This window comes from Hyalangium ruber (genome assembly GCF_034259325.1).
In the GTDB taxonomy this organism is placed as follows: domain Bacteria; phylum Myxococcota; class Myxococcia; order Myxococcales; family Myxococcaceae; genus Hyalangium_A; species Hyalangium_A rubrum.
The window spans coordinates 595,457-618,169 of the sequence record NZ_JAXIVS010000001.1 but is presented as its reverse complement, the minus strand read 5'-3'; the positions used below and the strand labels follow the sequence as shown (position 1 = coordinate 618,169).

Here is a 22,713-nt window from a genome sequence, read left to right as displayed (position 1 = left end):
GCTCCCAGGCCCGGGCGAAAAATTGACCCTTCGCTACGGGCCTGTAGCTTCCTGTGCATGTCGACGTCCGTTGCCGCCTTCGCCGTTCCCGCGACGCCGCGCCACGCGGGTGAAGATCCGCTGCGCGAGGCGATGGAGAACCTGGCGCGGGCACTGCCGGAACGTACAGACGCAGCGGTCCTCGTGGATCTGCTGGAGGATGATCTCCGGGAGGGGCTCGATGCGATGGGCGACCTGGAGTGTCACTTCGCGGATGTCATCGACGCCCTGCGCGTGGAGAAGCCCGCGCCCTTCACGCTGTTGGCCGTGAGCGATGAGCAGCTCGTGCTCCAGCGGCTGGATGCCCTGGTCAGCGTGTTGACGCAGGTGCGACGGCGGCTGTCACAGGCCGCCGGCATGCTCCGCCGCGGTTAGTCTCACACGGACGCGTCCAACATCGCGCCGCCCGTGGTGTCCTCGCGCGAGCTGAGGGTGAGCAGTCGAGGCCGATCCAGCGCCGCGAGGAGTTCACGGAGCATCCCCGTGGCGACTCGCGCCTCTCCCAGGAGCGCGCTGCGGGTGGTGGTATCCAACGACAAGCGATCGAGCGCGTCGAGGATGCGCACCCGACCCACCGTTCCCTCGAGGCCGGAGATGTGGCGGAGGAAGACAGTGCCCGCGCCGCCGCGCAGCCCGAGGCCTCGCGCCACCTCCGCGCCGGCCGCCGCCGCACCGGGGATGTCCAGGACGTAGAGCGCCCAGGCGTGGGCGGCGAGCAACTCGGGCGCCGCGTCACACAGCAGGCCGAGCCGGTCCACCCATGGCATGGCGCTCTGCCGGGGGGCGCGTTCGTACCAGGAGGGGCCGAGCAGGGTGCGCAGATCATCCTGCAGCAGCTCGTTGCGCCACATCTCGGGCAGGCAGAAGGGGGACACCGATGGGTGGCGGTGGTTCCACTCGAGGGACCACTCCAGCTCCGCGTAGAGGGACTGGAGGCAGGACAAGAGCCGCACGTAGCCGTCCCGGTCCACCCGTCCCAGGGAGAGGCGCCGAGCGAAACGCGAGCCCGCCGCCGCTCGAGTCTCCTCCTGGGTGGTGCGCTGGAGCAGCTCCGTCAGCCGGAGCGGCCCCAGGCTCTGGACGTGCCCCCGGCCGCTCATTGCTCCCACTCCCCGGGCGCCCGCCGCCCCGCCGCCGCCGGGTGCGCCACCTCGCTGGTGCTCGGGGTGGGGAGGCTGGCCAGCGATCGCAGCGCGTCTCCCAGCGTGTGCCAGGCCGCGTGCAGCATGTCCTCATCCATGCGGATCGTCACCGGCCCGACGCTCAGGTGGATGTGGCCACAACTGCAGCGCGTCACTTCCGAGGAGGGGCTGCTGGCGAGAACCGTACGTTGGCAGGGGGTGGGTGTCATGGCGGCTCCTTTGAATTGCTATGAATTTGATTCTGATAACCAATTTCAAAATAAGGATGCAGGAAGAAGCGAGGCGGGTCAAGCCGGAGCGGCCCGGCGCCCGCCCTGGAGTGTTCAGAGGGAGTGGAGGAAGCGGACCAGCGCGGCGCGCTCCGAGGCCGAGAGGGTCCGGAAGCGCTCTTTGGCGCGTTCGGCCTCGCCGCCGTGCCAGATGATGGCCTCCTCGAGCGTTCGGGCCCGGCCATCGTGCAGGTAGCCCGCGTAGGGCAGCACGGTCTGCGTCAGTCCCAGGCCCCACAGCGGCGCCGTGCGCCACTCGGTCCCACTGGCGGCCCCATCCGGCCGTCCGTCCGCGAGTCCGGGCCCCATGTCATGCAGCAGGAGATCCGTATAGGGGTGGATGAGCTGCTGGCTCAGCTCCATGAGCGGGTGATCGCCCGTCTCCAGCGTCTCGCGGTGGCAGCTCTCGCAGCCCAGCGAGCGGAAGAGGTCCTCTCCTTTCTGGACCTCCGCGTCATCGAGCGCGGCGCGGGCCGGCACGCCAAGGGTCTGCGCGTAGAAGGCCGCGGCCTCCAGCGTGTCGTGAGACACCTCGTGGGTGCCGTTCGCCTCGGGGAAGAGGGGCGTCGTCAAGCCCATGTCGTTGAAGTAGGCCTCGGCCGACTGCTGGAGCAGGTTGGGGCTGTTGGCCTTCTGCCCGAAGCGCCCCGGAGCCAGTGCGCCGGCTTGAACATCCCAGACCTCGTTGATGCGGCCGGAGATTCCGTCCCCATCGCGATCCCCTGGGTCGGCCAGGGAGTGCAGGGTGGAGGCCTCGACCGCTTCGAGCAGGCCCAGTCCGAAGACGGGGGGCGGCAGGCGCAGCGAGGTCAGCATCCCCGGGGGGAGCGCCGAGCCATCGCTGGGGACGATGGTGACGCGAGGGCTGCGGAGCCGGTAGAGCGTTCCATCGCCATACGCGCTCTCGGTCTCGACCCAATCCAGGGTGACCGAGGCCTCGGGCGTGGAACCGTAGATGGCCTGATCCGCCACCTGGGTTCCCAGCCCGGGCACGGGCACGGAGCCGTTGAGGTGGCTGGGCGTACCCTCGGGCAGGCTGACGCGGACGAGGAGCTGGGTGCGCTGCGGGCCGGAGCCCATCACGGGCATGCCCCGGCCGTTGCGCAGGTGGCAGGCGTTGCAGGAGTTGTTGTTGTAGAGTGGGCCCAGTCCTGGGTTCACCGGGGAGGGGGAGGGGACGAACGCCGCCGCGAAGGCGGCATCCCCCGCGCGGTGGTGTTGGGCGCTCTCGGCGGAGAGGTTGGGTGCCGGTTGGGCATAGGCCAGCGACGTGCGGTCATCGATGGTGGTGGCGCCCCCCGCGCGCGGAGGGGGCTCCGGTTCACCGCAGCCCCAAGTCAGTGTCAGCACCGTCCACAGCGTGAGCGCCCGTCGCATGGTGTCCCCCCGGACCATTCTAGCGCGTCAGGAGCGGCTTGACGTTCGCCTCGAAGGTCTGCTGCAGCTTGCGGATGGCCTCCTGCGCGGCCTCGATCTCTTCCTTGGCATCGGGATTCGTGATGGCGCTGCGGAAGGGCTGGGGAATGGCGGCCAGGGCCGCGATGGAGGCGGCCAGCTCCTGACGGATGCGCGTGTCCAGTGCGGCGTCCTCGCCCTTGACGAAGTCCGTGAGCGCGGGGCCGCGCGCCGTCTCGCCGGGCAGATGGCCCAGGTAGACGTTCTCCACGCTGCGGATGTTGTTGGTGAAGTCGGTGAGCGAGTTGTAGGCGAACTGGCTCTCCACGAGCTCCGGGTCCTTCGCGTCATACGGATCGGCGATCTTCCCGTTGGCGACCTCATCGAGGATGTTGATGATTCCGACCACCATCTCCTGGGCCGCCGTCTCCACGGACGGGTAGGCGGTGTTGGTCGACTGGCCCGCGGTGGTCAGCACATCCCGGTACGGCGGACGGCCGTCCACCGACTGCGTCCAGGCGGATGCCAGTGCGGTGCTCACGCTCTTCAGCTCCGCGGAGATCGCCTTCAGGTACTCGAACTGGCGCGCGTTGAAGTCCCCTACCTGCTTGGTGCGGCCCTCGCCGAACAAGAGGTACTCCACCGTGTGGAAGCCCTTCTGGGTCGTCTGGAGGCTGGCGACGTACGCCGGCGTGAAGTTGTCATTGCTCGCCAGCACCGCGTCCAGGTCCGAGCGGTTCAGCGGCCAGCTGTCCAGGGCCGGATCGTAGCCGAAGGAATCCACCGGCCCGAAGAGAAAGCCCTCGCTCTGCTCCCACGGCTCGCGCGCGGCGATCCATGCGTCCTGCGCCGCGGTGAGCCGGGCGGCGGTCGGCCCGTTCGCGAGTGCCTGCACCGCGACGTCCAGCGTGTTCAGCCGCGTGGCGAGCTGCTGGTACGTGGGGACGACCACGTCATCGGCGAAGTGGACGATGATCTCCTTGTCGAACGAGGACTCGGTGGTGCCCTCGTCATCGGAGCCGCAGGAGGTGAGCGCGAGCGCCGCGGCGAGGACGAGGGTACGGAGCGAAGTAGAGGGCAGGTGCATCAGGATTTTCCTTCAGTAGGAGAAGCCGGTGGAGAGCCGGACGGTGTTTTCCGGCCGGAAGCGAGAGGAGTCGCCGAGGCGGCGGTGGCTGAAGTCGAGCTTCGAGTAGGCCACGCCCGCCAGCGTGTAAGAGGTGCCCACCGTGTAGATGGCGCGGGCGAAGCGTGGGTTGTCGAAGAGTTCGGTGCGCGGGTTGAGCACCGAGTCCGCGTAGTCGAAGCGCACGTAGGGCTCGAGCCGGTGGTCCGTGCTCAGCCCCACGGAGGAGGAGACGTTGAAGCCCAGCTCTGCCCACGCCGCCAGGGCGTGCTCGGCTACCGGGGTGCGAGTCACGTTCAGGAAGTTGGACAGGCGGGCGTTGCGCGCGGAGATGTCATCCGCGTTCTGGAGGTAGCCCCACATGGCCAGCGCCTTGGCGCGCCACGGGCCTCGCTGCGCCGACAGGTGCGCGTCCAGCAGCAGCAGCGGCGCGGAGATGTAGCCGCACGGGGCCACCACCCGGTCATTCGACGCTTCGCACGCCTTCACCAGGTCCGGCTTGGGCCGGTTGCGGGTCGTGTCCCCGTAATAGCCGGAGGCACCGAACACCACTCCCTCGAAGCTCGTGACATCCGCCCGGAGCACCATCGCCAGATCCCTGGCGCGCACCAGCTCGAAGCGGGTCTGGTGCCCCTCGGCCACCCATCGCTGTGAGTTGAAGGCGGTGGAGTCCAGCCCGTTGATCACCTGCGCCGTCAGCTGCACGCTGCCCAGCGACGCCCGACCCTGCACCCCCATCTCATCCCAGGTGTTGGGGATGATGAGCGTCTCCGATTCGGCGCGGATCGTCCCCAGGTAGTCGGTGGGCCGGGAGAACGCGCTCAGCAGCCCCGTCGCCACGTAGAAGCGACCGATCGACAGCGAGAAGCGCTCCCCGAACTCCTTCTTCAGGTAGAGCTCTTCCACCCGCACCTCGCCGCCCTTCTCCACCTCCTGCTCGAACTCGCCGAACTCCTCGTATTCGAGCTCCATCGAGGCGCCGGTGCCTCCGTGCTCGAACTCGACCTCCACCTCGGCCTCCAGCCCGTACTCGGGCATGGAGCCCTCCAGCTCCAGCACCAGCCGCGTCGTGTCGAAAGTCACCCGCGCATCCCGCTGCGCGCCACCCTCGCGGTTCTGGTTCTCGCCGTGGTTGTAGAAGGCGAACTGCAGGTCGGCGTACCCGCCGAACTCGAAGTTGATCTCCGGGCGCTTCTTCTCGGCCTTCTCCTCGTCCTTGTCGTCAGCCCGAGCGGCGGGCGCGGTGAGCAGGGCGGTGGCACACAGCAAGGACAGGAACAGGGAGGGGGAGCGCATCGAACGGCGCGCACCCTACTGGTTTGCAAATGATTTTGCAAACCAGTATCAATTTGAGCACCAAAAAAACTCCCCCGTGCAGGGGGAGTGGGATCGCCTGCTCAGGCGCGGCCGCTGGCTACCACTTGAGGTCTTCCTTGCCCTGGGCGCGCTGGGTCTTCTCGCCGGGGCGAGAATAGGAGGTGAGGGTGGCGCGCACGGCACCCAGGTCGATGGTACCCACGGCCACCAGCGGCAGGCGGCGCGCGTCGTCGGAGATCCACACGTGGACCTCGCGCTTCACCGTGGGCTTGTCGGTGCGCACCGCGGTGCCGGTCAGGTACCAGGCGTCGAACTCGCCGATGGGCAGCGACACATGCTCCCGCTTCATTACCGTGCCCGTCATTCGCCAGAGGCGGCGGATGCCGACCACGTCGAAGCACACGGTCAGGCCCTCCTTCATGGGCAGCTGGCGCAGCAGGTAGATGGCGCCGGCCACGTCCAGGCCGTCCTTGTCATAGGTGTAGTCGTAGCGGCCCGACTTCTTGCCGATGACGTAGTCCACCTTCACGGAGCGGTCCTTGGCGCCGAAGGCCACCTCCACCTTGCGGCGCACCTCGTTCTCGGTGGCGTCCTCGGTGTAGCGCGAGGGCCTCAGCGTCCGCGGGTGCAGGTAGCTCACCGCCAAACCATTCACCCGCCGTACCTTGGAGAAGAAGGTGTTGGTCTTGGCTTCGATCTCCACGGGCAGCGAGCCGTTCTCGGGCCGCTGCACCTTCATGGTCATCTTCCCCGCCTGCGCGCCCAGGGCGTCCAGGTCGAACTCGAGCAGCTCGCCCGGCATGAAGGCGATGGGCGTGCGCAGCTGAGGCAGCGGGTTGGGGCACAGCGGCACGTTCTCCGCGGGCGTGGCGGGCGGCGTGGTGTCCTGTACGTCGCCCTCGGGCACCTGGGCCTGGGCCGCGGTGGCGAGGAGGACGAGGCTGGCCGCGAGAATGGAGCGCATGGAGGTCATCCTTCTTCCAGGAGAGGCGGGGAGGCGGGTTTCACGGTCGGACGCCAGGGCGCTTCGCATATTCGGAATTCTCCCAGCGCTGACGCAGGCGGGTGGTCATGTCCTTGCGGACCTGCTCCCACTTTTCGACATCTTGTTCGATCTCATATCCCGAACGGGCGAGCCTGCGCGCGAGCGCCTGGGCGCCTTGTGGGTCCCCCAGCTTCGCCAGGAGGTGAAGGTACTCATAGTCCTCCAGTCCGTCGCGGATGTGCTTGAGCCGCAGTGACACCACGGGCTGGTGCTCCTTCGTGCCCAGCCGAGAGGGCGTCCCCGGGTAGAAGAGGGTGCCGTCGCCATTGCCTCCGAACTCGAAGATGTCCTTCCACGGATCCTTCGTGTTGTAGGCGAAGACGGTGTCGAAATAGAGCTCGCCATCCACACCGGACAGGAAGGCCAGGGGCCCCATGGCCCGGTTGAGCGTCGCCGGGTGGTCCACCATGTAAGAGGCCCAGCCGGTATAGGCACGCTCCGCCGAGGCGTCCGCGATGGGCCCGCCGTTGCAGCCGTGCGAGTTGCAGCTCTGGTACCACCACACCTTGGAACCCGGAGGGAGCTGCGTGCGCAGCTTGGAGATGGGCATCACCCGGCGGCACGTCTCCGGCCCCGAACGTGGGAAGAAGCAGTTGAGCGTGGGCGTGAGGATGTCCGCGCTTCCACGCAGGGCATCATCCAGCGGCGCGGTGACCAGCACGGGGATGTTGCCGGCCGCGCGGGCCCGCGCGGACTGGGCGCGCACCAGGGGCACGTCCTCCGGCTTCGGCTCGTCCTTCGCGTAGAAGAAGAGCTGCGCGGACCAGCCTTTGCTCCGGAAGTAGTCGGCGAAGGCGCGGAAGTACGCCACCTTCTCCGCGTCGGTGCGCGCCTGCCGGTTGTCGCGAACCTCGGCGGTGGTGAAGCGGGCGCCGGAGGGCAGCAGCCCACCCTCGAAGAAGGGCGCCATCTCCTCCTCGTACGAGCGGAAGTCCACCACCGCGCGGCCCTTCTCGAAGCGCACCGGCGGCCCGGCCATGCTCATGCCGTGCGCGCTGACGCGGTGCTCCAGCAGCGTCCGCGCATAGGTGCGCAGCAGCGAGCGTGCCTCCGGCGACTCCGGGGACAGTCCGTGTCCGCGCGAGACGCTGTAGAGCGAGATGCCGAAGCTCGTCGGCAGCGAGGCCGTCGCCGGCAGCGTGAACGGCTGTACCTCCACCGTGAAGGGGACGGGCGCCACCGCCTTGGCATCCGCCTTCACTTGCAGCTCGCCGCGGTACGTCCCGGGCTCCTGCTCGGCGGGCGCGCACACCTCCACATAGAGCACCGCGGGCAGCGAGCGCTCTCCCGGTGTCTCCACTGGGACCAGCGCGTCCGGCCAGGGACCTGGCTGACCCTGGCTGTTGGACGGCGTCGTGACCTTGAGGAAGGCCTCGCGCCAGAGCGAGGCGGTCAGCGTCGAGCCCGGGCCCTTGAGCGCCAGCGGCTGTGCCGTGACGCGCTCGATATTCCCCGGGAGGACCACCTGCGCGGCCTCACACTCTCCTCGGGCCATGCTCAGCCGGGCCTCGGCGGCACCCTGCACCGCGACGCCCGGTCTGACCTTCACCAGCGGTGACACCACCTTCGGCTCCGGCGATGCGGCCAGCACCGTCGTGAGCACCCACGCCCAACCTGCTCCCATGCCCCCGCCTTTCTCGGCTCAGTTGTCCACGCCCGCCTGGCTCAACGCCACGAGGCGCCCCTGCTTGTACTCGATGAGATCCGCCACGATGGAGCCCAGCACGAAGTCCGCCTCCACGCGCACCGGCACGTGGCTCGGGTCCGTCGTGAAGTACGCGGTGATGTCGCGCTGGGTCTTCAGCTTCTCGGAGAAGTCCGTCTGCAGCTTCAGCCGGAACACTTCCTTCTCGCCGAGCGGCGTCTTCAGCTTCTGCTTGCCCTCCACTTTCGCGCGCATGATGAAGCTGCGCGAGCCGGTGAACACCGGGTAGCTGTACTCCTGGCCCTCGACGAGCCCCCGGTTGCGCAGCGCGAACGTGGCGGCCGCCAGATCCATGGTGCCCGGAGGCAGTTGGTGCGTGGCCTCGCTGGGGGCCGCGCCCTCCTTCTGCCGCACGACGTGAGCAGAGCTGCCGTCGCCCTCGACCTTGATGCGCTGGCGGCGCCGCTTGTTGTTCTCGTCCGCGAAGAAGTCACTGCCCAGCGAGCGCTGGGTGTCCGAGTGCCAGTAGGACACGAACTTGTCCTTGATGGGCCACACGTTGAGGGACGGGTCCGACTTGGCCAGGGAGACGATGGGCCACACCTGCTGGCCCCACTGCTTCATCGGCGCGCCGACGGTGATCTGCGCCGTGCCCGCGGTCACTCCCAGGTACTGGACGCGGTAGAGCGACTGCTCACCGGGCCCGAACGCCTTGTTCGCTTCCTGGGCCAGGGCCGCACCGGACAGCATCATTCCGGACAGCAGTCCCACGAACGCACCCTTGAACCGCTTCTGCATGTGTGTTCCCTCGGGTCCCACCCTCCCGCGTCCGCGGCAGGGCAATGTAGGCAGCACGCCTGGGTCCGCAACCGCCTCACCCAATCACTTCCCACCGGCGTGACATTCCCTGGACGGGGTCTGTCCCCCAGCATTCAACCCCAGCCCCTCTCAAAGGTGGGAGCAGGTAGTAGAGGCGGGCCCCTGCCTGCCTGGTCCCTGGGACCCAGGTGTTTCGGGGAAGCGAATGAGAGCGCGGGTCGGGAACGGCACTGCTAGCCTCGGAGCGCCACGGCGCCCGATGCGCCGCCGCTCAAGTCGAGGAGAGCCCGGTCATGGACAACTTCGATATGGACGATGAGGACAAGGGCAGCAAGAAGGGCAAGGGTGGCGGCAAGGCCATCAAGGAGTTCGACTGCCCGGGCTGCGAGGCCAACAACCCCACCGATGATCCGATCGTCGATGGCTCGGAGGTCCGCTGCAACTACTGCGGCAACGAGTACCAGGTGAAGGTCAACGAGAACGGCCGGCTCAAGTTCAAGGAAGTCTAACGCGCCCGGCGCGGCTCAACCGCGCTCACCGAAGATGGCGGTGCCCACGCGCACCAGGGTGGCGCCCTCTTCGATGGCCAGCTCGAAGTCGTGCGTCGTCCCCATGGACAGGCCCGAGAGCCCGTGCTCGCGGGCCAGCTCGCGCAGCCGCCGGAAGTGGCCGCGCGCCTGCTCCAGGTCCTCCGTGGGAGGCGGGAGCGCCATCAGCCCCTCCAGCCGGAGGCCCGGCAGCGCGCGCACCTCCCGCAGGAATGGCTCGAGTGCCTCCGGGGCCAGCCCGCTCTTGCTCTGCTCGCCACCGATGTTCACCTCGGCGTAGCAGGGCAGGGGTGCCTCGGCTCGGCGCTTGGACAGCTCGCGCGCCACATCCAACCGGTCCAGCGCGTGGAAGGCGTGCGCCACCTTGGCCACGTACTTCACCTTGTTCGTCTGCAGCGGCCCGATGGAGTGCCAGCGCAGCCCCTCCAGCCCGGCCAGCTCCGCGGCCTTGTCCCGTAGCTCCTGCGCGTAGTTCTCCCCGAAGTCGCGCTGTCCGGCCTCGTACGCCTCGCGGATCAGCGCCGCCGGCTTGAGCTTGGACACGGCCACCAGCGTCACCGACTCCACCGGGCGCCCCGCGCGCGCGCACGCCGCGGCCACCCGGGCCTGGATCTCCTTCAGCCGTTGGGCCACCTCGCTCATGTCGCGCTCCAAGGCAGGGGGACGCCCGCGCGCGTGAGCAACTCCAGCGTCTCTCCGAGCGGCAGGCCGATGACGTTGGTGGGGCTGCCCTCCACCGAGGCCACGAGGAACCCGCCGCGCCCCTGCACGGCGTAGGCGCCCGCCTTGTCCAGCGGCTCGCCCGTGCCCACGTACCAGTCGATCTCTCCAGGGGTGAGTGTCCGGAACGTGACGCCCGAGCGCACCACCGTGGAAGCCTCCGTCCGGCCCACGAGGGCTACACCCGTGTAGACGTTGTGGGTGCGGCCGGAGAGCCGTGAGAGCATCTCTCTCGCCTCGGCCCCATCCTTCGGTTTTCCGAGCAGCTCCGGGCCCAGGGCCACGGTGGTGTCCGCCGCCAGCACCCAGGCGGCCGGAAAGCGCGCCGCCACCGCTCGGGCCTTGGCCTGGGCCAGCCGCAGCACATAGGTGTCCGCGGGCTCACCTTCCAGGGGCGTCTCGTCCAGATCCGCCGCGGACACGATGAAGCGCAGCCCCAACTGGGACAGCAGGTCTTTCCGCCGAGGAGAGGCGGAGGCAAGGACGAGGGACGTAGGATCCTCTAGAGTGCGCATGGTGGATGGCTTGGAGCCCTTAGCAGAACCGCGCCTCGGAGTGGACCCCCGATGAACCCCGCTGATCTCCTGTCAGCCATGAAGCGGACGGTGGAGCAGCTCGCTGCGTTCAATGAGATGGCCAAGGCGCTCACCTCCACGCTGGAGCTGAGGGAGGTGCTCAGCCTGGTGATGCAGAAGGTGAGCGACCTGCTGCAGCCGCGCAACTGGTCGCTGATGCTCCAGGACGAGCGCACCGGCAAGCTCTACTTCGAGATCGCCGTGGGCGAGGGAGCCGAGGCCCTCAAGTCGCTCCAGATCTCTCCGGACGAGGGGATCGCCGGCGCGGTGTTCTCCACCGGCAAGGCCCGCCTGGTGGAGGACGTCGGAGGGGACCCGACGTTCGCCCCGCGCTTCGACGAGGCCTCCGCCTTCCGGACGAGCTCCATCCTCGCCGTGCCCCTCATCGCCCGGGAGCGGGTGCTGGGCCTCATCGAGCTGGTGAACGGCCCCAAGGATCCGCCCTTCACCCTGGACGACCTGACGACGCTGACGACCATCGCCGACTACGCGGCCATCGCCATCGAGAACGCGCGCAACTTCCGCCGGATCCAGGAGCTGACGATTACGGACGAGCACACCGGGTGCTTCAACGCCCGGCACCTGCGCGCGCAGCTCGAGCACGAGGTGAAGCGCTCCCAGCGCTTCCACCACCCGCTGTCCCTGGTGTTCCTGGACCTGGACCACTTCAAGAGCGTCAACGACACCCACGGGCACCTGGTGGGCAGCGCGTTGCTCAAGGAAGTAGGGGAGTTGCTGATGAGCTCCAGCCGCCAGCTCGATCTCGTGTTCCGCTACGGCGGCGACGAGTTCGCGCTGCTCCTGGTGGAGACGGCTCCGGAAGGAGCGCTCATCACGGCACGGCGCTTGCGGGATGCGTTCCGCAACAAGCGCTTCATGCAGACCCAGGGGTTGGAGCTTCGACTCACCGCGAGCCTGGGCGTGGCCACCTACCCGGACCACGCGCACTCGGCCACGGACCTCATCCGGGCGGCGGACTTCGCCATGTACGCGGCGAAGGCCCGGGGGAGGGATGACGTCTGCCTCGCGGAGCGGCCCGCCGCTCCGACCAACGAGGCTCCGCCGAACCGCTGAGACGGGGGCGAGAACGCCTCGCCCCCGGGAGTGGACTCAGCTGGCGCCGACCACGCTCTCGATGGCCTCGGTGTTGGTGGACACCTTGCCCGTGTCCTTCAGCGCCTTGAGGAAGGACTGCTCCAGCTCGATCTGCTTGGCGCGCCGGGCCTGCTCACGCAGCTCGTCCTTCTTCTTGGTGAAGTCCTCGTCGCTGGCCTTCTGGCGCTCGGTCACCTGCGCCACCACGAAGCCCTCGCCCACGGGGAACACCTGGTCCAGCACCTGCGGACCCTGTGCCGAGAACGCCGAGGTGATCAGCTGCGGCGCCGGCCCCAGGTAGGGCACCGACTCGCTGCCCGCCGTGAAGCTTCCCGTCTCCACCGCCTCCGGACGCGTCTCCGTCTCGAAGCGCTGGAGCGCCGGCTGGCCCTCCTTCTCCGCCGGGAAGAGCTGCTGCAGCGTCTGGCCACCCTTCGCGGACGCCAGCGCCTTCTCCGCCTCCGCCTTCGCCAGCCCCTTGGCCTGCTCCTGCTTGTAGAGCGTGGTGGCGATCTCGTTCTGCACGTCCTCCAGCTTCTTGTCCGAGGCCGGCTGCTTGATCTCCACCTTCACCAGGTGGATGCCCAGCTTCGTCTCGATGGGCTCCGACACCGTGTTGGGCGCCAGCGCGAACACCGCGTCCGCCAGCGCCGGCTCCAGGCTGGCGCGCTCCACCCAGCCCAGGTCCCCACCGGCCGCCTTCGTGCCCGGATCCTCGCTGCGCTCCTGCGCCACCGCGACGAAGTCCTTGCCGCCGACGATCTCCTGGCGCAGCGCCTGGGCGCGCGCCTTGGCCGCGTCCTTCTGCTCCGCCGTCGCGTCCGGCGCCAGCTTCACCAGGATCTGCCGCACCTTGGCCCGCTCCGGCTGCTGGTACATGAAGCGGTTGGCCTCGTAGTAGTCGGAGACCTTCTTCTCGTTGGCCTTGCGGAACTCCTCGAGCTGCTGCGCCGTCGGCGCCGGCACCTTGTTGGCGTACATCGTCGGCAGGAAGCGCGCGAAGACCACTCGGGCCGTGTTGGCGTCCTTGTCGTAGCGCACGCGCACCTCGTCGTCGGACACCGCCGCGCTGCTGCGCACCACCTCGAGCATCTTCTGCGCCGCCATGTCGCGCCGCAGCTCCTCCTCGAACTGGGGCTCCGTCATCCGGTAGAAGTCGCGCAGCACCCGCTTGTAGCGCTCGAAGTCGAACTGGCCGTTCGTCTGGAAGCTCGGGCTCTTGTGGATGAGCTCGCGCAGCTCCTCATCCGAGGCGACGATGCCGTAGCGCTCGGCTGCCTGGGAGAGCAGCTCGCCGTTGACGAGCTGGTCCATCACCTGCGGCACGATGAACTGGCGCGCCAGGGCCTCGGGGATCGGCCGGCCCTGGTTGCGCAGGGTGTTGATCTGCTGGGTGTAGGCGCGGCTGAACTCCCGAATCGGGATCTCCTTGCCGTTCACCGTCGCGGCGGCGCTGGGCGCCACCGTCGGGTTGCCGCTGCCACCAAAGCCCGTGCTCCCCGGCCCGAACTGCAGCGTGAACACCACTGCAATCCCGACGATGAACACCAGCGAGACGACCTTCCGGAGGTTCAGACCTTCCATGGAACCATTTCTTCGTGCAGGGCGCCGGACAAGCCACTCTCGTGGAAGGACTCGCCGCGCGGGTTTGTTGGATGCCCGGCCGCAGGGTGGTCGATTCGCCACCACCCTCGTTGCAAGGCCTTGACTGCCTAGGACAAGACCCCAGAAAATGCAAGCGATTTACAGTGTTTAGCTGACCCCGACGCTCCCTGCTCCTCTTTCCCTACACGGGCCCTTCCTCCCAGTGCTGTCCCTTCTCAAGCGTTACCGTCAGCTGCTCCTCGTGAGTGGGCTGTTGCTCTACCCCTTGGTCGCCTTCCTGGTGACCGGCCGGCGGGGCCGCGAGCCCAACTTCATCGATCGCACCGTCATCGCGGTTACCTCCCCGGTGCAGTCGGGCCTCAACTGGCTCATCGACGGCGCGGTGGCCTCGGTGCGCGGGTATGTGGATCTGCGCGGCGTGCGCCAGGAGAATGACGCGCTGCGGCTGGAGAACATGCAGCTTCGGGCCTCGGTGCAGGCGCTGGGCGAGGCGCGGGCGGAGAACGAGCGGCTGCGGCAGTTGCTGGCGTGGACGGAGAAGGTGCCAGGGCAGGAGGTCCCCGCGCGGGTGGTGGGGGTGAACCCGGTGGCCAAGCTGCTGTCGGTGCGGATCAGCGCCGGGGAGAACCAGGGCGTCTTCCAGGGCATGTCGGTGGTGACGCCGGACGGCATCGTCGGCCAGGTGATTCGGACCACGGGCAACTACGCGGACGTGGCGCTGGTGACGGATCCGCAGAGCCGGGTGGGCGTGCGGGTTCAGCGCTCGCGAGCGCGGGGCACGGCGGCGGGCTCGGGCAGTGGGCCGCTCAAGCTGGAGAACATGCTGCGCACCGAGGATGTTGAGGACGGCGATCTCATCATCACCGCCGGCACGGACGGGGTGTACCCGCCAGGGCTGGTGGTGGGGCGGGTGGCGAACCTGGAGAAGAAGGAGCACGGCATGTTCCAGGGTGCCGACATCCTCCCCGCGGTGGACACGACCAAGCTGGAGGAGGTGCTCGTGGTGGGCAGTCAGTACCAGGAGGCAGGGCCGGTGGTGGAGGGCACGCGATGAGGTTCCTCGTCTCGGTGGGGCTGGCGCTGCTGCTGCTCACGCTGGAGGCCGTGGTGGTGCAGCGGGCGGGCCTGGTCCTGAGCCGCATCGACGTCACCGTGGTGCTGCTGTCCTTCCTCGCGCTGCGTGCCACGTTGATGGAGGGCGCCTGCTCGGCCTTCGCGGTCGGCTACCTGCTGGACATGATGAGCGGCAAGCCCACGGGCCTGTTCACGTTCCTGGGGGTGTTCACCTTCCTGGTGTGCCGGTTGGTGTCCTCGCTGGTGGACGTGCGCGGCCCGATCGCCTTCGTGCTCTTCACCATGGGCGCTGACGTCGGCCATGGCCTGCTCGCGGCCTTCTTCGGCTGGCTGACGGTGAAGGATGGCTCGGCCACGGCGGTGCTGCCCGGCCTGCCGCTGCAGGTGGCGCTCACCGGTGTCGCGGCGCTCGCGCTCTATCCGCTCCTGCGCAAGTTCGAGGTACGCCAGGAGCGCTCGCAGGTGGGAGGGCTGCTGTGACGCCTCCGACGATTGGAAACACCACCGCTGGCCGCGACCTCAAGCGGCACTTCCTCCTCCTGGGCCTGCTCCTGGTGGGCGGCCTCGTCGTGCTGGCCATGCAGCTCTACCGGCTGCAGATCATCCGGGGCGAGGAGTACTCGGCCAAGTCCGTGGCCAACTTCGTCAAGGAGGTGCGCCTGCGCGCCGATCGCGGCGTCATCAAGGACGCGCGTGGCACCATCCTCGTGGACAGCCGTCCCTCGTTCGACGCCTTCATCACTCCGGCCTTCTGCACCGACTGCTCCACCCATGTGATTCCGAAGCTGGCCGAGCTGCTCGGCTGGGACGCGGAGACGCGCCAGAAGGTGGACGATCAGGTGCGCTCGGCGCGCCGCAACGCTCCGTTTCAGCCGGTGCCTGTGCGCATCGATCTGGCGCGTGACGAGCTGGACCGGCTCAACGCCCGGCGCGACATCCTGGACGGCGTGGAGGTGGTGCCGGTGCCGCACCGCAACTACCGCACCGAGACGGTGCTGTCGCACGTGCTGGGGTACATGAACGAGATCACCCAGGACGAGCTGGACCGGCTCAACGCGGACGGGGCGAAGTACGCCCTGGGCGATTACATCGGTCGGCGCGGCCTGGAGCGCTACTTCGAGTCGCGGCTGCGCGGGGTGGATGGGGTGCGCAAGGAGGTGGTGAACGCGCGCGGACAGACGATCGAGGAGCTCAACGTGAAGCTGGGCGAGCACTCGGTGGTGCCGCCGCAGGCGGGCAGCAACGTGGTGCTCTCCATCGACATGCGGCTGCAGGAGGAGGCCGAGCGCGCGTTTCCGGGTGTCGCTGGCGCGGTGGTGGCCATCGACGTGAACACGGGCTACATCCGCGCCCTCGTGTCGCGGCCGGGCTTCGATCCCAACCTGCTCACCGGCCGTGTCACGCCGGCGCAGATGTCGGCGCTCACCAAGGATCGGCTCCAGCCGATGATCAACCGCGTGGCCGCCGAGCACTACAGCCCGGGCTCCACTTTCAAGGTCGTCACCGCGCTGGCGGCCTACAAGTCGGGCGTGTTCCGGCCGGAGACGACGGTCAACTGCCCGGGTGGCTACAAGCTGGGGGCGCGCACCTGGCGCTGCCACAAGGACGCGGGCCACGGGCCGGTGAATGGGAAGCAGGCGCTCCAGTACTCGTGCGACACCTGGTACTACAAGGTCGCCGACACCCTGGGGCTGGACGCGATCGCCGACATGGGCAAGTCGCTCGGGCTGGGCAGCCCCACCGGCATTGGCGTGGTGGCCGAGGTGCCCGGCATCATGCCCAGCGAGAGCTACCACGACCGGCTCTCGCCCGGTGGCTACACCAAGGGCATGGCGCTCAACAGCGCCATCGGCCAGGGCGATGACAACGTGACGCCGCTGCAGCTGGCCATGGTTTACGCGGCCCTGGCCAATGGCGGCACGCTGCACAAGCCGCAGCTGGTCCAGCGCATCGAGGACCTGGACGGGCGCGTCATGGAGTCGTACGAGCCGCAGGTGGTGCGCAAGGTGGAGATGAACCCCTCGCACCGCAAGTCGATCGTCGACGCGCTGGTGGCGGTGGTGAACGAGCCGGGCGGCACCGCGTACCGTACGCGCCTCAAGGACATCGTGGTGGCGGGCAAGACGGGCACCGCCCAGGTGGCCTCGCTGGGCGCGGTGCGCCTCAAGACGCACCAGATGGAGTTCTTCGCGCGTGACCACGCGTGGTTCGCCTCCTTCGCCCCGGCGGAGAACCCGGAGATCGCCGTGGTGGTGCTCAACGAGCACGGCGGGCACGGTGGCTCGGACGCCGCGCCCACGGGCATGGCTGTCATCCAGAAGTACTTCGACCTGAAGAAGCAGGACGCGAGCTCTCCTCCGCAGCGTTCCAATCAGCCCTACGTCCTGACGTTGCCTCCGGCGCCGAAGCTGGAGGACGTCATGCTCACTCGCGGCGCGCCGCAGGCCCAGACTCCGAATGCAGCTCAGCATTGAAAAGCGCATGGTCCCCCACGTCCCGTGGGGGCTGATCGTCTGTGTCCTGGCCATCGCGTGCCTGGGCATCTGGAACCTCGCCTCGGCGGCACGTGGCTCGCAGTCCGCCTGGACCAGCCAGACGGTCTACCTGGGCATCGGCCTGGGCGCGGCGCTGATGGTGTGCCTGGTGGACTACCGCTGGATCCAGCGGATGACGGTGCCCATCTATGTGCTCAACATCCTGGCGCTCATCGCGCTGCGCTTCATCGGCCACAAGGCCAAGGGCGCTGAGAGCTGGTTCGTGCTCGGCCCCATCCGCGTCCAGCCCGCCGAGTTCATGAAGATCGGCGTCATCCTCATGCTGGCGAAGATCTACCACGACGACTTCCGGCCCAATCAGCCCGCGTATGGGCTGTTGCGGCTGTGGAAGCCGGTGCTGGTGGTGATGGTGCCCTTCGCCATCGTGCTGGTGCAGCCGGACCTGGGCACGGCGATGATGATCGGCCTGTCCTCGATCACCGTCATCCTCTTCGGCAAGGTGCGCTGGTACCTCGTGGCGGTGATGGTGGCGGCCCTGCTGGCGGGCGCGGGCGTCATCTGGAACGACTATGTGCGGGATGCGCCCGAGCCGCGCACCACCATCCTTCGCCACCACTTGAAGAAGCACCAGAGCCAGCGCATCTCCGGGTGGCTGGATCCAGAGGCGGACCTGCGGGGCAGCGGCTACCACGCCGCCCAGTCGAAGATCGCCGTGGGCAGCGGCGGCATGGGCGGCAAGGGCTGGCGCGAGGGCACGCAGACGGGCCTCTCCTTCCTGCCCGAGCAGCACACGGACTTCATCTTCTCCGTGTGGGCCGAGGAGCACGGCTTCCTGATGTGCCTGCTCCTGCTGGCGCTCTATGGAGGACTGTTCTCCCTGGCGCTGGCCGTGGGCTTCAGCGCACGGGACAGGTTCGGCGCCTTCGTGGCCGTGGGCGTCACCGCCATGCTCTTCTGGCAGGTGTTCGAGAACATCGGCATGGTGATCGGCCTGCTGCCAGTGACGGGCATCACCCTGCCGTTGATGAGCTACGGCGGCTCCTCCATGCTGTCGGTGATGCTCAGCATCGGGCTGCTGGTGAACATCAGCATGCGCCGCCACATGTTCTAGCCGGTGGGCGCTAGAAGGCGCGGCCGGCGAGGATGGCGCTGGCCACGGTGAAGTAGATGATGACGCCGGTGACGTCCACCAGCGTGGCCACGAAGGGGGCCGACGCGGTGGCGGGATCCAACCCCAGGCGGCGCAGCAGGAACGGCAGCATCGAACCGCACAGCGTGCCGAACGTCACCACGCCCACCACGCTCAATCCCACCGCCACGCCCACCCATCCGAAGTGGGGGCCGTAGAGCGTCTCGTGCCCGGGCCAGAGGATGATGCGCAACGTGCCCAGCACTCCGAGGAACAACCCCAGGGCGATGCCGCTGACGCTCTCGCGCAGGGCCACGCGCCACCAGTCCACCAGCGAGACATCTCGCACCGCCAGCGCGCGGATGATGAGCGAGGTGGCCTGCGAGCCGGAGTTGCCGCCCGAGGAGATGATGAGCGGCACGAAGGCGCTCAGGAAGACGGCCTGGGCGATGGCGTCCTGGTAGTGGGCCATCGCCGTGGCGGTGAGCATCTGCCCGATGAAGAGCACCGTGAGCCAGCCCACGCGCTTGCGCAGCATGCCGATGATGCCGATGTCCAGGTAGGGCGCCTCGAGGGCCTCCATACCGCCCATGCGCTGGATGTCCTCGGTGGCCTCCTCCTCGGCCACGTCGAGCACGTCGTCCACGGTGATGATGCCCAGCAGCACGCCCTTCGAGTCCGTCACCGGCAGCGCCACCCGATCGTACTTCTCGAAGAAGCTGATGATCTCCTCGCGGTCCGCGGTGGCCGGAATGCTGACGAGCTGGCGATCATGGATGTCGGTGACCGCGGAGTCCGCCTTGGCCAGCACCAGCGAGGCCAGGCGCACGTCATCCAGCAGCCGGCCCTTCTCATCGACGATGTAGAGGACGTTGAGCGTCTCGCGCCCCTGGCCGTGCTTGCGCACGTACTCGAGCGCCGCCGCGGCGGTGAGGTTCCCCGGGATGGTGAGGAACTCCGGCGTCATGTAGCGGCCGGCGCTGCGCTCCGGGTAGCCCAGCAGCTCGCGGGCCACCTTCAGCTCCGCCGGGGCCAGCGTGGTGAGCACCCGCCGGGTGACCTCCGCGGGCAGCTCCTCGAGCAGGCGCGTGCGATCGTCGGGCGCCATCTCGTTGAGCACGTTCTTGAGCTCCTCGTTGCCCAGCGTGCTCACCAGCTCCGATTGCTGGTGCGGCGGCAGGTACTCGAAGGCGAGCGCCGCCATGTCCCGGGGCAGGAGCCGGAAGAGCACGCCGCTGTCCTTGGCGGGCAGATCCTCGATGACCTCGGCCACGTCCGCCGGGTCCATCTCGGTGAAAGCCTCACGCAGCGAGTTCCAGTCCCTGGCGCGGATGAGTTCGTCGAATTCGGGCTTGAGGAGGTTTCCCAGCATCACAATCTCCGCGCGCGGTGGAGCGGGCGCATGGTGTATGAATCGCGCCAGTTCCGGTACGGGATTCTTTCCCAGCGCGGCGGAGGTGACGATGCAGAGCAAGGGTGCCCGGAAGGGCAAAGCTCCCTCCCGTGAGGCGGACACCTCCGCCCCTGCCGCGAAGCCCGAAAAGCCCGAGGCGATCGCAGCTCCAACTTCCCCGCTCGCGGCCAAGGGCGCGGACAAGCCCTCGCTGCCGCGGGTCTCCTTTCCCCGTCCCGAGGAGCGCCGCCCGTCAGGCCGAGGCGAGGAGGCAGGACGTCCGGGAGCCTCGGGTCGCCGAGGCGGCGCGCCCATGCTGGCGCCGATCATCGAGACGCGGGTGGGGGATGAGCCAGAGCACCGGCACTTCCCACGGGCCCGCCTGGCCACGCGCTTCGAGCTGTGGCGAGAGGAGGGAGGAACGCGGACCTTCGCCGCTTCCTTCACCTCGCTGAACGTGAGCGTGAGTGGGGCCTTCCTCGAGAGCACGTTCTTCATGCCCATGGGCACGGAGCTCAACGTGCGCTTCGCGCTGGAGGAGGGGGCAGAACCGGTTCAGGCGCGCGCGCAGATCGTCCGCGAGGAGCGCAACGGCCCCGATGGGCGCAGCGGCTTCGGCATTCGGTTCGTGGAGTTCTCGGGACAGACCGAGGTGTCCCTGGCTCGGCTCTTCCTGGGCATGCGGCTACGGACCTTCGTCGAGGACTATTTGCAGTCCCGGCGCTCCCGCTCTCTGCCCAACGAGCTCGAGCGAGCGGTGGATGTGCTCGCCGCGTGGGAGCTGCTCAAGGCCACCTCGCCGGGAGACCCCTGGCGAGGCGAGTAGGCAGCGCTTTCAAGAAGGCTTCGGCTTATTGTTGGCCGCGAGGTTGCGGCGCCGCTCGGCCTGGTAGTGCGCGGAGCACAGCCCCTTGGAGCGAGACTCGCGCTCACAGCCCGGGACGGTGCAGCGCCGCTCGGGAGGTACGGGCCCCATGAAGACCTTGGGCGGACGTCCACGCTTGCGCATCGGCGCCGCCAGATTTCCGCCCGTGGCTCCCAGGCCACTGTTATGGAGGGCACGAGCCAGCCCTCGACCGATCGCATCCCCGATCGCCTCCGCCCAGGACGCGAGCGCGGGAGGCAGAGCCAGGGCGGGGGAGGAAACGGGACTCTTACGAGGACGAGCCATGACAACTCCTGAAAAACGGAACTCGCGGCTTAAACAAGACAAGCCTACGTGGGCGCTTATTTGGCCTTTGAGGAAAATTCTGTCAACACATGGTTGAAGGATTTGTCCCGACTCGCTCGATCGGTCCCCCCTCTGAGAGGTCAGATCTGTCAAGTGGCCGAGAGAAGGGTTACCTGGCAGGTTCACCCGTGCTGGGGCCATAGACGGTGGAGCGTGACTGGAGCGTGACTGGCGTGACGGGTGAAGGCGAGCTGCGATTCAGGTCTCAAGCGCTTCAGCCCGCGCGAGACGGCGCTGCTCCAACCTTCGTTCACGGCACCTCCGCCGCGCGAGGCATTCGAGCCCCGCGCGGACAGAGGGTGAGGCTTACAGCGACTTGGTGATCTCCGCCTCGATGCGGCCCTTGGGAACCGCGCCGACGATGGTGCCCACCACCTTGCCGCCCTTGAAGACGAGCAGGGTCGGGATGGAGCGGATGCCGTACGTCTGCGCGGTGTCCTGGTTGTCGTCGACGTTGAGCTTGGCGACCTTCACCTTGCCCTTGTACTGCGAGGCCAGCTCCTCGATGGCTGGGGCGATGGCCCGACACGGGGCGCACCAGGTCGCCCAGAAGTCCACGAGCACCGGCGTGTCTGACTTGAGCACTTCCTTGTCGAAATCCCCATCTCCGATGGTCATGATGTCTGCGCCTGCCATGATGTCTCCTTCAGGCCATTGAGAAGCGAGGGCCTGGCTGCTGGCGCGTCTAGTACGCGCCCCGAGGGCCCTGCAAGGCTCGACCAGCCCTTGCCAGCCCCACGCAGGTGAGATGCGGACAGTCTGGGGACGTTTCAAGCAGGCAAGCGCCAAGAGAAGACGGGCCCTTGAAACGGGGCTGATGTAAGCTGGCGGACGTGATGAAGCTCTTTCTGCCTCAGGCTCAGCTCGAGGAGTGGGCGCTGGGGGACAAAGCCGACCTCCGGGACGGAAAGCTGGTGGTGGCGGCGGAGGGTGGCGCCAGCTACCCCACCGTGCCCGCCGTGCATTTCGTGAAGCTGGTCTCCGGAGAGGACACCCACCAGCTGGTGGCCAAGGTGAAGACCGAGCCCCAACTCGCCAGCCTGGGGGCCGACCACCTGGAGACCTCCGTGCTGGTGGGAGAGACCGCCTATGAGGTGGTGCCCGGCTATGTCACCGAGGTGGCCGTGGCCCCTCGCCCGGGAGATAAGAAACCGAACAACGAGACGGACCTTCTGGCCGCCTTCATCTTGAACAAGATGGGCTGACCTGACGGTCGCCCGGGGTTATGTCGCAGCCGCCATGAGTCAATCCCTCGTCTCGCTTGCCTGCCACGCCTACGCCTTCGCGGCGCTGGTGTATCTCGCCTACCTGGTACGCCAGTGGCACGCGCTCGCCCTCGCCGGGCGGGTATTGGTGGGCGGAGGGCTGGCCCTGCATGGCTTGTCCCTGTTCTCGCTGATGGGCGCGCAGGGAGGCATGCCAGTGGGCGCGGCGCAGGGCTTCTCCGCGCTCGCCTTCCTGCTGCTGGCCCTCGGGTTGGTGCTGGATCTGCTCTACCGCAAGCCTGTCATCGGCGCGTTCATCACCCCGCTGGCGGTGGCGGTGCTGCTGCCCGGGTTGTTGCTGCACGGTGGGCAGGCGCCGCTGTCGTCCTCCATGCGCCAGCCGCTGCTGCCGCTGCACATCAGCATCGCGCTGCTGGGCATGGCGGCCTTCGCCGTGGCGGCCGGCGTGGGCGTCATGTACCTGCTGATGGAGCGGCAGGTGAAGGGCAAGCGCTTCGGCCTGCTGTTCTCCCGGCTGCCCTCGCTCGAGTTCCTCGACACCCTCAATCGACGGCTGGTGGTGTGGGGCTTCATCGCGCTGTCCATCACCCTGGCCACCGGCGCCTTCTTCGTCGTGGGCTCCTCACATGGGTTCTCCTGGATGTTGGATGCCAAGGTCCTCGCCACCTTCGTGGCCTGGGGCCTGTTCGCGGCGCTGGCGGGCGCACGCGTCCTGATTGGCTGGCGCGGCCGGCGCGTGGCGCTGCTGACCATGATGGGCTTCGGGTTGGTGCTCGTGTCCTTCCTCTCGTCGTACAACTCCACCATCGGAGGCGGGCGCTAGCC

Annotated in this window: 24 protein-coding genes; 10 read left to right on the top strand and 14 right to left on the bottom strand. The window is 68.3% G+C overall.

From position 1 onward, the window contains the following. Positions 1–57 precede the first annotated feature (57 nt). Positions 58–414 carry a hypothetical protein gene (locus SYV04_RS02580; protein WP_321543960.1) on the top strand — a complete coding sequence of 119 codons (357 nt, stop codon included), beginning with the start codon at positions 58–60 and terminating at the stop codon, positions 412–414. 2 nt (positions 415–416) lie between these two features. Here SYV04_RS02580 and SYV04_RS02575 read toward each other — a convergent pair whose 3' ends face one another. The 8 genes from SYV04_RS02575 to SYV04_RS02540 form a co-directional block, all read right to left on the bottom strand. Further along, positions 417–1,139, bottom strand: a complete 723-nt coding sequence (locus tag SYV04_RS02575; protein WP_321543959.1) for a biliverdin-producing heme oxygenase — start codon at positions 1,137–1,139, stop codon at positions 417–419. After that, positions 1,136–1,390: a hypothetical protein gene (locus SYV04_RS02570; RefSeq protein WP_321543958.1), complete on the bottom strand. Its 255-nt coding sequence runs from the start codon at positions 1,388–1,390 to the stop codon at positions 1,136–1,138. Before SYV04_RS02570 ends, SYV04_RS02575 begins: the two co-directional genes overlap by 4 nt. A 114-nt stretch (positions 1,391–1,504) precedes the next feature. Next, a complete protein-coding gene (locus tag SYV04_RS02565; protein WP_321543957.1) occupies positions 1,505–2,827 on the bottom strand; it encodes a di-heme oxidoreductase family protein in 1,323 nt (440 codons plus the stop codon). 19 nt (positions 2,828–2,846) lie between these two features. Next, a complete protein-coding gene (locus SYV04_RS02560) occupies positions 2,847–3,932 on the bottom strand; it encodes an imelysin family protein (protein ID WP_321543956.1) in 1,086 nt (361 codons plus the stop codon). A gap of 12 nt (positions 3,933–3,944) precedes the next feature. After that, positions 3,945–5,267, bottom strand: coding sequence for a hypothetical protein (locus SYV04_RS02555; protein ID WP_321543955.1), 1,323 nt, complete (start codon positions 5,265–5,267; stop codon positions 3,945–3,947). Between the two features lie 118 nt (positions 5,268–5,385). Then, positions 5,386–6,261: a DUF3108 domain-containing protein gene (locus tag SYV04_RS02550; protein ID WP_321543954.1), complete on the bottom strand. Its 876-nt coding sequence runs from the start codon at positions 6,259–6,261 to the stop codon at positions 5,386–5,388. A 31-nt stretch (positions 6,262–6,292) separates the two neighbouring features. Then, on the bottom strand, positions 6,293–7,957 hold the full coding sequence (locus tag SYV04_RS02545; protein WP_321543953.1) for a DUF4091 domain-containing protein: 1,665 nt from the start codon (positions 7,955–7,957) through the stop codon (positions 6,293–6,295). Between the two features lie 18 nt (positions 7,958–7,975). Next, positions 7,976–8,776 (bottom strand): DUF3108 domain-containing protein, encoded by an 801-nt coding sequence (locus SYV04_RS02540; protein WP_321543952.1) that lies wholly within the window; start codon positions 8,774–8,776, stop codon positions 7,976–7,978. A 314-nt stretch (positions 8,777–9,090) separates the two neighbouring features. Between SYV04_RS02540 and SYV04_RS02535 the strand changes: the two genes are divergently transcribed. Then, positions 9,091–9,306 carry a hypothetical protein gene (locus tag SYV04_RS02535; RefSeq protein ID WP_321543951.1) on the top strand — a complete coding sequence of 72 codons (216 nt, stop codon included), beginning with the start codon at positions 9,091–9,093 and terminating at the stop codon, positions 9,304–9,306. Positions 9,307–9,321: 15 nt separating this feature from the next. On the opposite strand, the gene SYV04_RS02530 is transcribed toward SYV04_RS02535, so the two are convergent. Further along, positions 9,322–9,987 (bottom strand): YggS family pyridoxal phosphate-dependent enzyme, encoded by a 666-nt coding sequence (locus tag SYV04_RS02530; RefSeq protein WP_321543950.1) that lies wholly within the window; start codon positions 9,985–9,987, stop codon positions 9,322–9,324. Beyond that, positions 9,984–10,580: a Maf family protein gene (locus SYV04_RS02525; RefSeq protein ID WP_321543949.1), complete on the bottom strand. Its 597-nt coding sequence runs from the start codon at positions 10,578–10,580 to the stop codon at positions 9,984–9,986. The genes SYV04_RS02530 and SYV04_RS02525 overlap by 4 nt, the downstream gene beginning before the upstream one ends. Positions 10,581–10,631: 51 nt before the next feature. On the opposite strand from SYV04_RS02525, the gene SYV04_RS02520 reads away from it, so the two are divergent. Further along, positions 10,632–11,714 (top strand): sensor domain-containing diguanylate cyclase, encoded by a 1,083-nt coding sequence (locus tag SYV04_RS02520; protein WP_321543948.1) that lies wholly within the window; start codon positions 10,632–10,634, stop codon positions 11,712–11,714. A 36-nt stretch (positions 11,715–11,750) separates the two neighbouring features. Here SYV04_RS02520 and SYV04_RS02515 read toward each other — a convergent pair whose 3' ends face one another. Beyond that, a complete protein-coding gene (locus SYV04_RS02515; RefSeq protein ID WP_321543947.1) occupies positions 11,751–13,319 on the bottom strand; it encodes a peptidylprolyl isomerase in 1,569 nt (522 codons plus the stop codon). A gap of 223 nt (positions 13,320–13,542) precedes the next feature. Here SYV04_RS02515 and mreC point away from each other — a divergent pair, with 223 nt between their 5' ends. From mreC to rodA, 4 genes are read left to right on the top strand one after another with little or no spacing between them, the layout of a single operon-like run. Beyond that, entirely contained in the window at positions 13,543–14,394 is an 852-nt protein-coding gene (mreC, locus tag SYV04_RS02510) for a rod shape-determining protein MreC (RefSeq protein WP_321543946.1), read from the top strand. Then, positions 14,391–14,894: a hypothetical protein gene (locus SYV04_RS02505; RefSeq protein WP_321543945.1), complete on the top strand. Its 504-nt coding sequence runs from the start codon at positions 14,391–14,393 to the stop codon at positions 14,892–14,894. The genes mreC and SYV04_RS02505 overlap by 4 nt, the downstream gene beginning before the upstream one ends. After that, positions 14,891–16,888, top strand: a complete 1,998-nt coding sequence (gene mrdA, locus SYV04_RS02500; protein ID WP_321543944.1) for a penicillin-binding protein 2 — start codon at positions 14,891–14,893, stop codon at positions 16,886–16,888. Before SYV04_RS02505 ends, mrdA begins: the two co-directional genes overlap by 4 nt. 7 nt (positions 16,889–16,895) lie before the next feature. Beyond that, positions 16,896–18,020: a rod shape-determining protein RodA gene (gene rodA, locus SYV04_RS02495; RefSeq protein WP_321543943.1), complete on the top strand. Its 1,125-nt coding sequence runs from the start codon at positions 16,896–16,898 to the stop codon at positions 18,018–18,020. Between the two features lie 10 nt (positions 18,021–18,030). On the opposite strand, the gene mgtE is transcribed toward rodA, so the two are convergent. Continuing rightward, positions 18,031–19,410: a magnesium transporter gene (gene mgtE / locus SYV04_RS02490; protein ID WP_321543942.1), complete on the bottom strand. Its 1,380-nt coding sequence runs from the start codon at positions 19,408–19,410 to the stop codon at positions 18,031–18,033. 37 nt (positions 19,411–19,447) lie between these two features. On the opposite strand from mgtE, the gene SYV04_RS02485 reads away from it, so the two are divergent. Continuing rightward, positions 19,448–20,257, top strand: coding sequence for a PilZ domain-containing protein (locus SYV04_RS02485; protein WP_321543941.1), 810 nt, complete (start codon positions 19,448–19,450; stop codon positions 20,255–20,257). Between the two features lie 9 nt (positions 20,258–20,266). On the opposite strand, the gene SYV04_RS02480 is transcribed toward SYV04_RS02485, so the two are convergent. Then, positions 20,267–20,602, bottom strand: a complete 336-nt coding sequence (locus SYV04_RS02480; protein WP_321543940.1) for a hypothetical protein — start codon at positions 20,600–20,602, stop codon at positions 20,267–20,269. Positions 20,603–20,968: 366 nt separating this feature from the next. Continuing rightward, positions 20,969–21,298, bottom strand: a complete 330-nt coding sequence (gene trxA / locus SYV04_RS02475) for a thioredoxin (RefSeq protein WP_321543939.1) — start codon at positions 21,296–21,298, stop codon at positions 20,969–20,971. A gap of 200 nt (positions 21,299–21,498) precedes the next feature. On the opposite strand from trxA, the gene SYV04_RS02470 reads away from it, so the two are divergent. After that, entirely contained in the window at positions 21,499–21,867 is a 369-nt protein-coding gene (locus SYV04_RS02470) for a hypothetical protein (protein ID WP_321543938.1), read from the top strand. Positions 21,868–21,901: 34 nt separating this feature from the next. After that, on the top strand, positions 21,902–22,711 hold the full coding sequence (locus tag SYV04_RS02465) for a cytochrome C assembly family protein (RefSeq protein ID WP_321543937.1): 810 nt from the start codon (positions 21,902–21,904) through the stop codon (positions 22,709–22,711). The last annotated feature ends 2 nt before the right edge of the window (positions 22,712–22,713 follow it).

Excerpts from the sequence above, each read along its gene's own strand:
- SYV04_RS02580 (WP_321543960.1), top strand. The coding sequence starts at position 58 with ATGTCGACGTCCGTTGCCGCCTTCGCCGTTCCCGCGACGCCGCGCCAC.
- SYV04_RS02575 (WP_321543959.1), bottom strand. The coding sequence starts at position 1,139 with ATGAGCGGCCGGGGGCACGTCCAGAGCCTGGGGCCGCTCCGGCTGACG.
- SYV04_RS02570 (WP_321543958.1), bottom strand. The coding sequence starts at position 1,390 with ATGACACCCACCCCCTGCCAACGTACGGTTCTCGCCAGCAGCCCCTCC.
- SYV04_RS02565 (WP_321543957.1), bottom strand. The coding sequence starts at position 2,827 with ATGCGACGGGCGCTCACGCTGTGGACGGTGCTGACACTGACTTGGGGC.
- SYV04_RS02560 (WP_321543956.1), bottom strand. The coding sequence starts at position 3,932 with ATGCACCTGCCCTCTACTTCGCTCCGTACCCTCGTCCTCGCCGCGGCG.
- SYV04_RS02555 (WP_321543955.1), bottom strand. The coding sequence starts at position 5,267 with ATGCGCTCCCCCTCCCTGTTCCTGTCCTTGCTGTGTGCCACCGCCCTG.
- SYV04_RS02550 (WP_321543954.1), bottom strand. The coding sequence starts at position 6,261 with ATGACCTCCATGCGCTCCATTCTCGCGGCCAGCCTCGTCCTCCTCGCC.
- SYV04_RS02545 (WP_321543953.1), bottom strand. The coding sequence starts at position 7,957 with ATGGGAGCAGGTTGGGCGTGGGTGCTCACGACGGTGCTGGCCGCATCG.
- SYV04_RS02540 (WP_321543952.1), bottom strand. The coding sequence starts at position 8,776 with ATGCAGAAGCGGTTCAAGGGTGCGTTCGTGGGACTGCTGTCCGGAATG.
- SYV04_RS02535 (WP_321543951.1), top strand. The coding sequence starts at position 9,091 with ATGGACAACTTCGATATGGACGATGAGGACAAGGGCAGCAAGAAGGGC.
- SYV04_RS02530 (WP_321543950.1), bottom strand. The coding sequence starts at position 9,987 with ATGAGCGAGGTGGCCCAACGGCTGAAGGAGATCCAGGCCCGGGTGGCC.
- SYV04_RS02525 (WP_321543949.1), bottom strand. The coding sequence starts at position 10,580 with ATGCGCACTCTAGAGGATCCTACGTCCCTCGTCCTTGCCTCCGCCTCT.
- SYV04_RS02520 (WP_321543948.1), top strand. The coding sequence starts at position 10,632 with ATGAACCCCGCTGATCTCCTGTCAGCCATGAAGCGGACGGTGGAGCAG.
- SYV04_RS02515 (WP_321543947.1), bottom strand. The coding sequence starts at position 13,319 with ATGGAAGGTCTGAACCTCCGGAAGGTCGTCTCGCTGGTGTTCATCGTC.
- SYV04_RS02505 (WP_321543945.1), top strand. The coding sequence starts at position 14,391 with ATGAGGTTCCTCGTCTCGGTGGGGCTGGCGCTGCTGCTGCTCACGCTG.
- rodA (WP_321543943.1), top strand. The coding sequence starts at position 16,896 with ATGGTCCCCCACGTCCCGTGGGGGCTGATCGTCTGTGTCCTGGCCATC.
- mgtE (WP_321543942.1), bottom strand. The coding sequence starts at position 19,410 with ATGCTGGGAAACCTCCTCAAGCCCGAATTCGACGAACTCATCCGCGCC.
- SYV04_RS02485 (WP_321543941.1), top strand. The coding sequence starts at position 19,448 with ATGAATCGCGCCAGTTCCGGTACGGGATTCTTTCCCAGCGCGGCGGAG.
- SYV04_RS02480 (WP_321543940.1), bottom strand. The coding sequence starts at position 20,602 with ATGGCTCGTCCTCGTAAGAGTCCCGTTTCCTCCCCCGCCCTGGCTCTG.
- trxA (WP_321543939.1), bottom strand. The coding sequence starts at position 21,298 with ATGGCAGGCGCAGACATCATGACCATCGGAGATGGGGATTTCGACAAG.
- SYV04_RS02470 (WP_321543938.1), top strand. The coding sequence starts at position 21,499 with ATGAAGCTCTTTCTGCCTCAGGCTCAGCTCGAGGAGTGGGCGCTGGGG.
- SYV04_RS02465 (WP_321543937.1), top strand. The coding sequence starts at position 21,902 with ATGAGTCAATCCCTCGTCTCGCTTGCCTGCCACGCCTACGCCTTCGCG.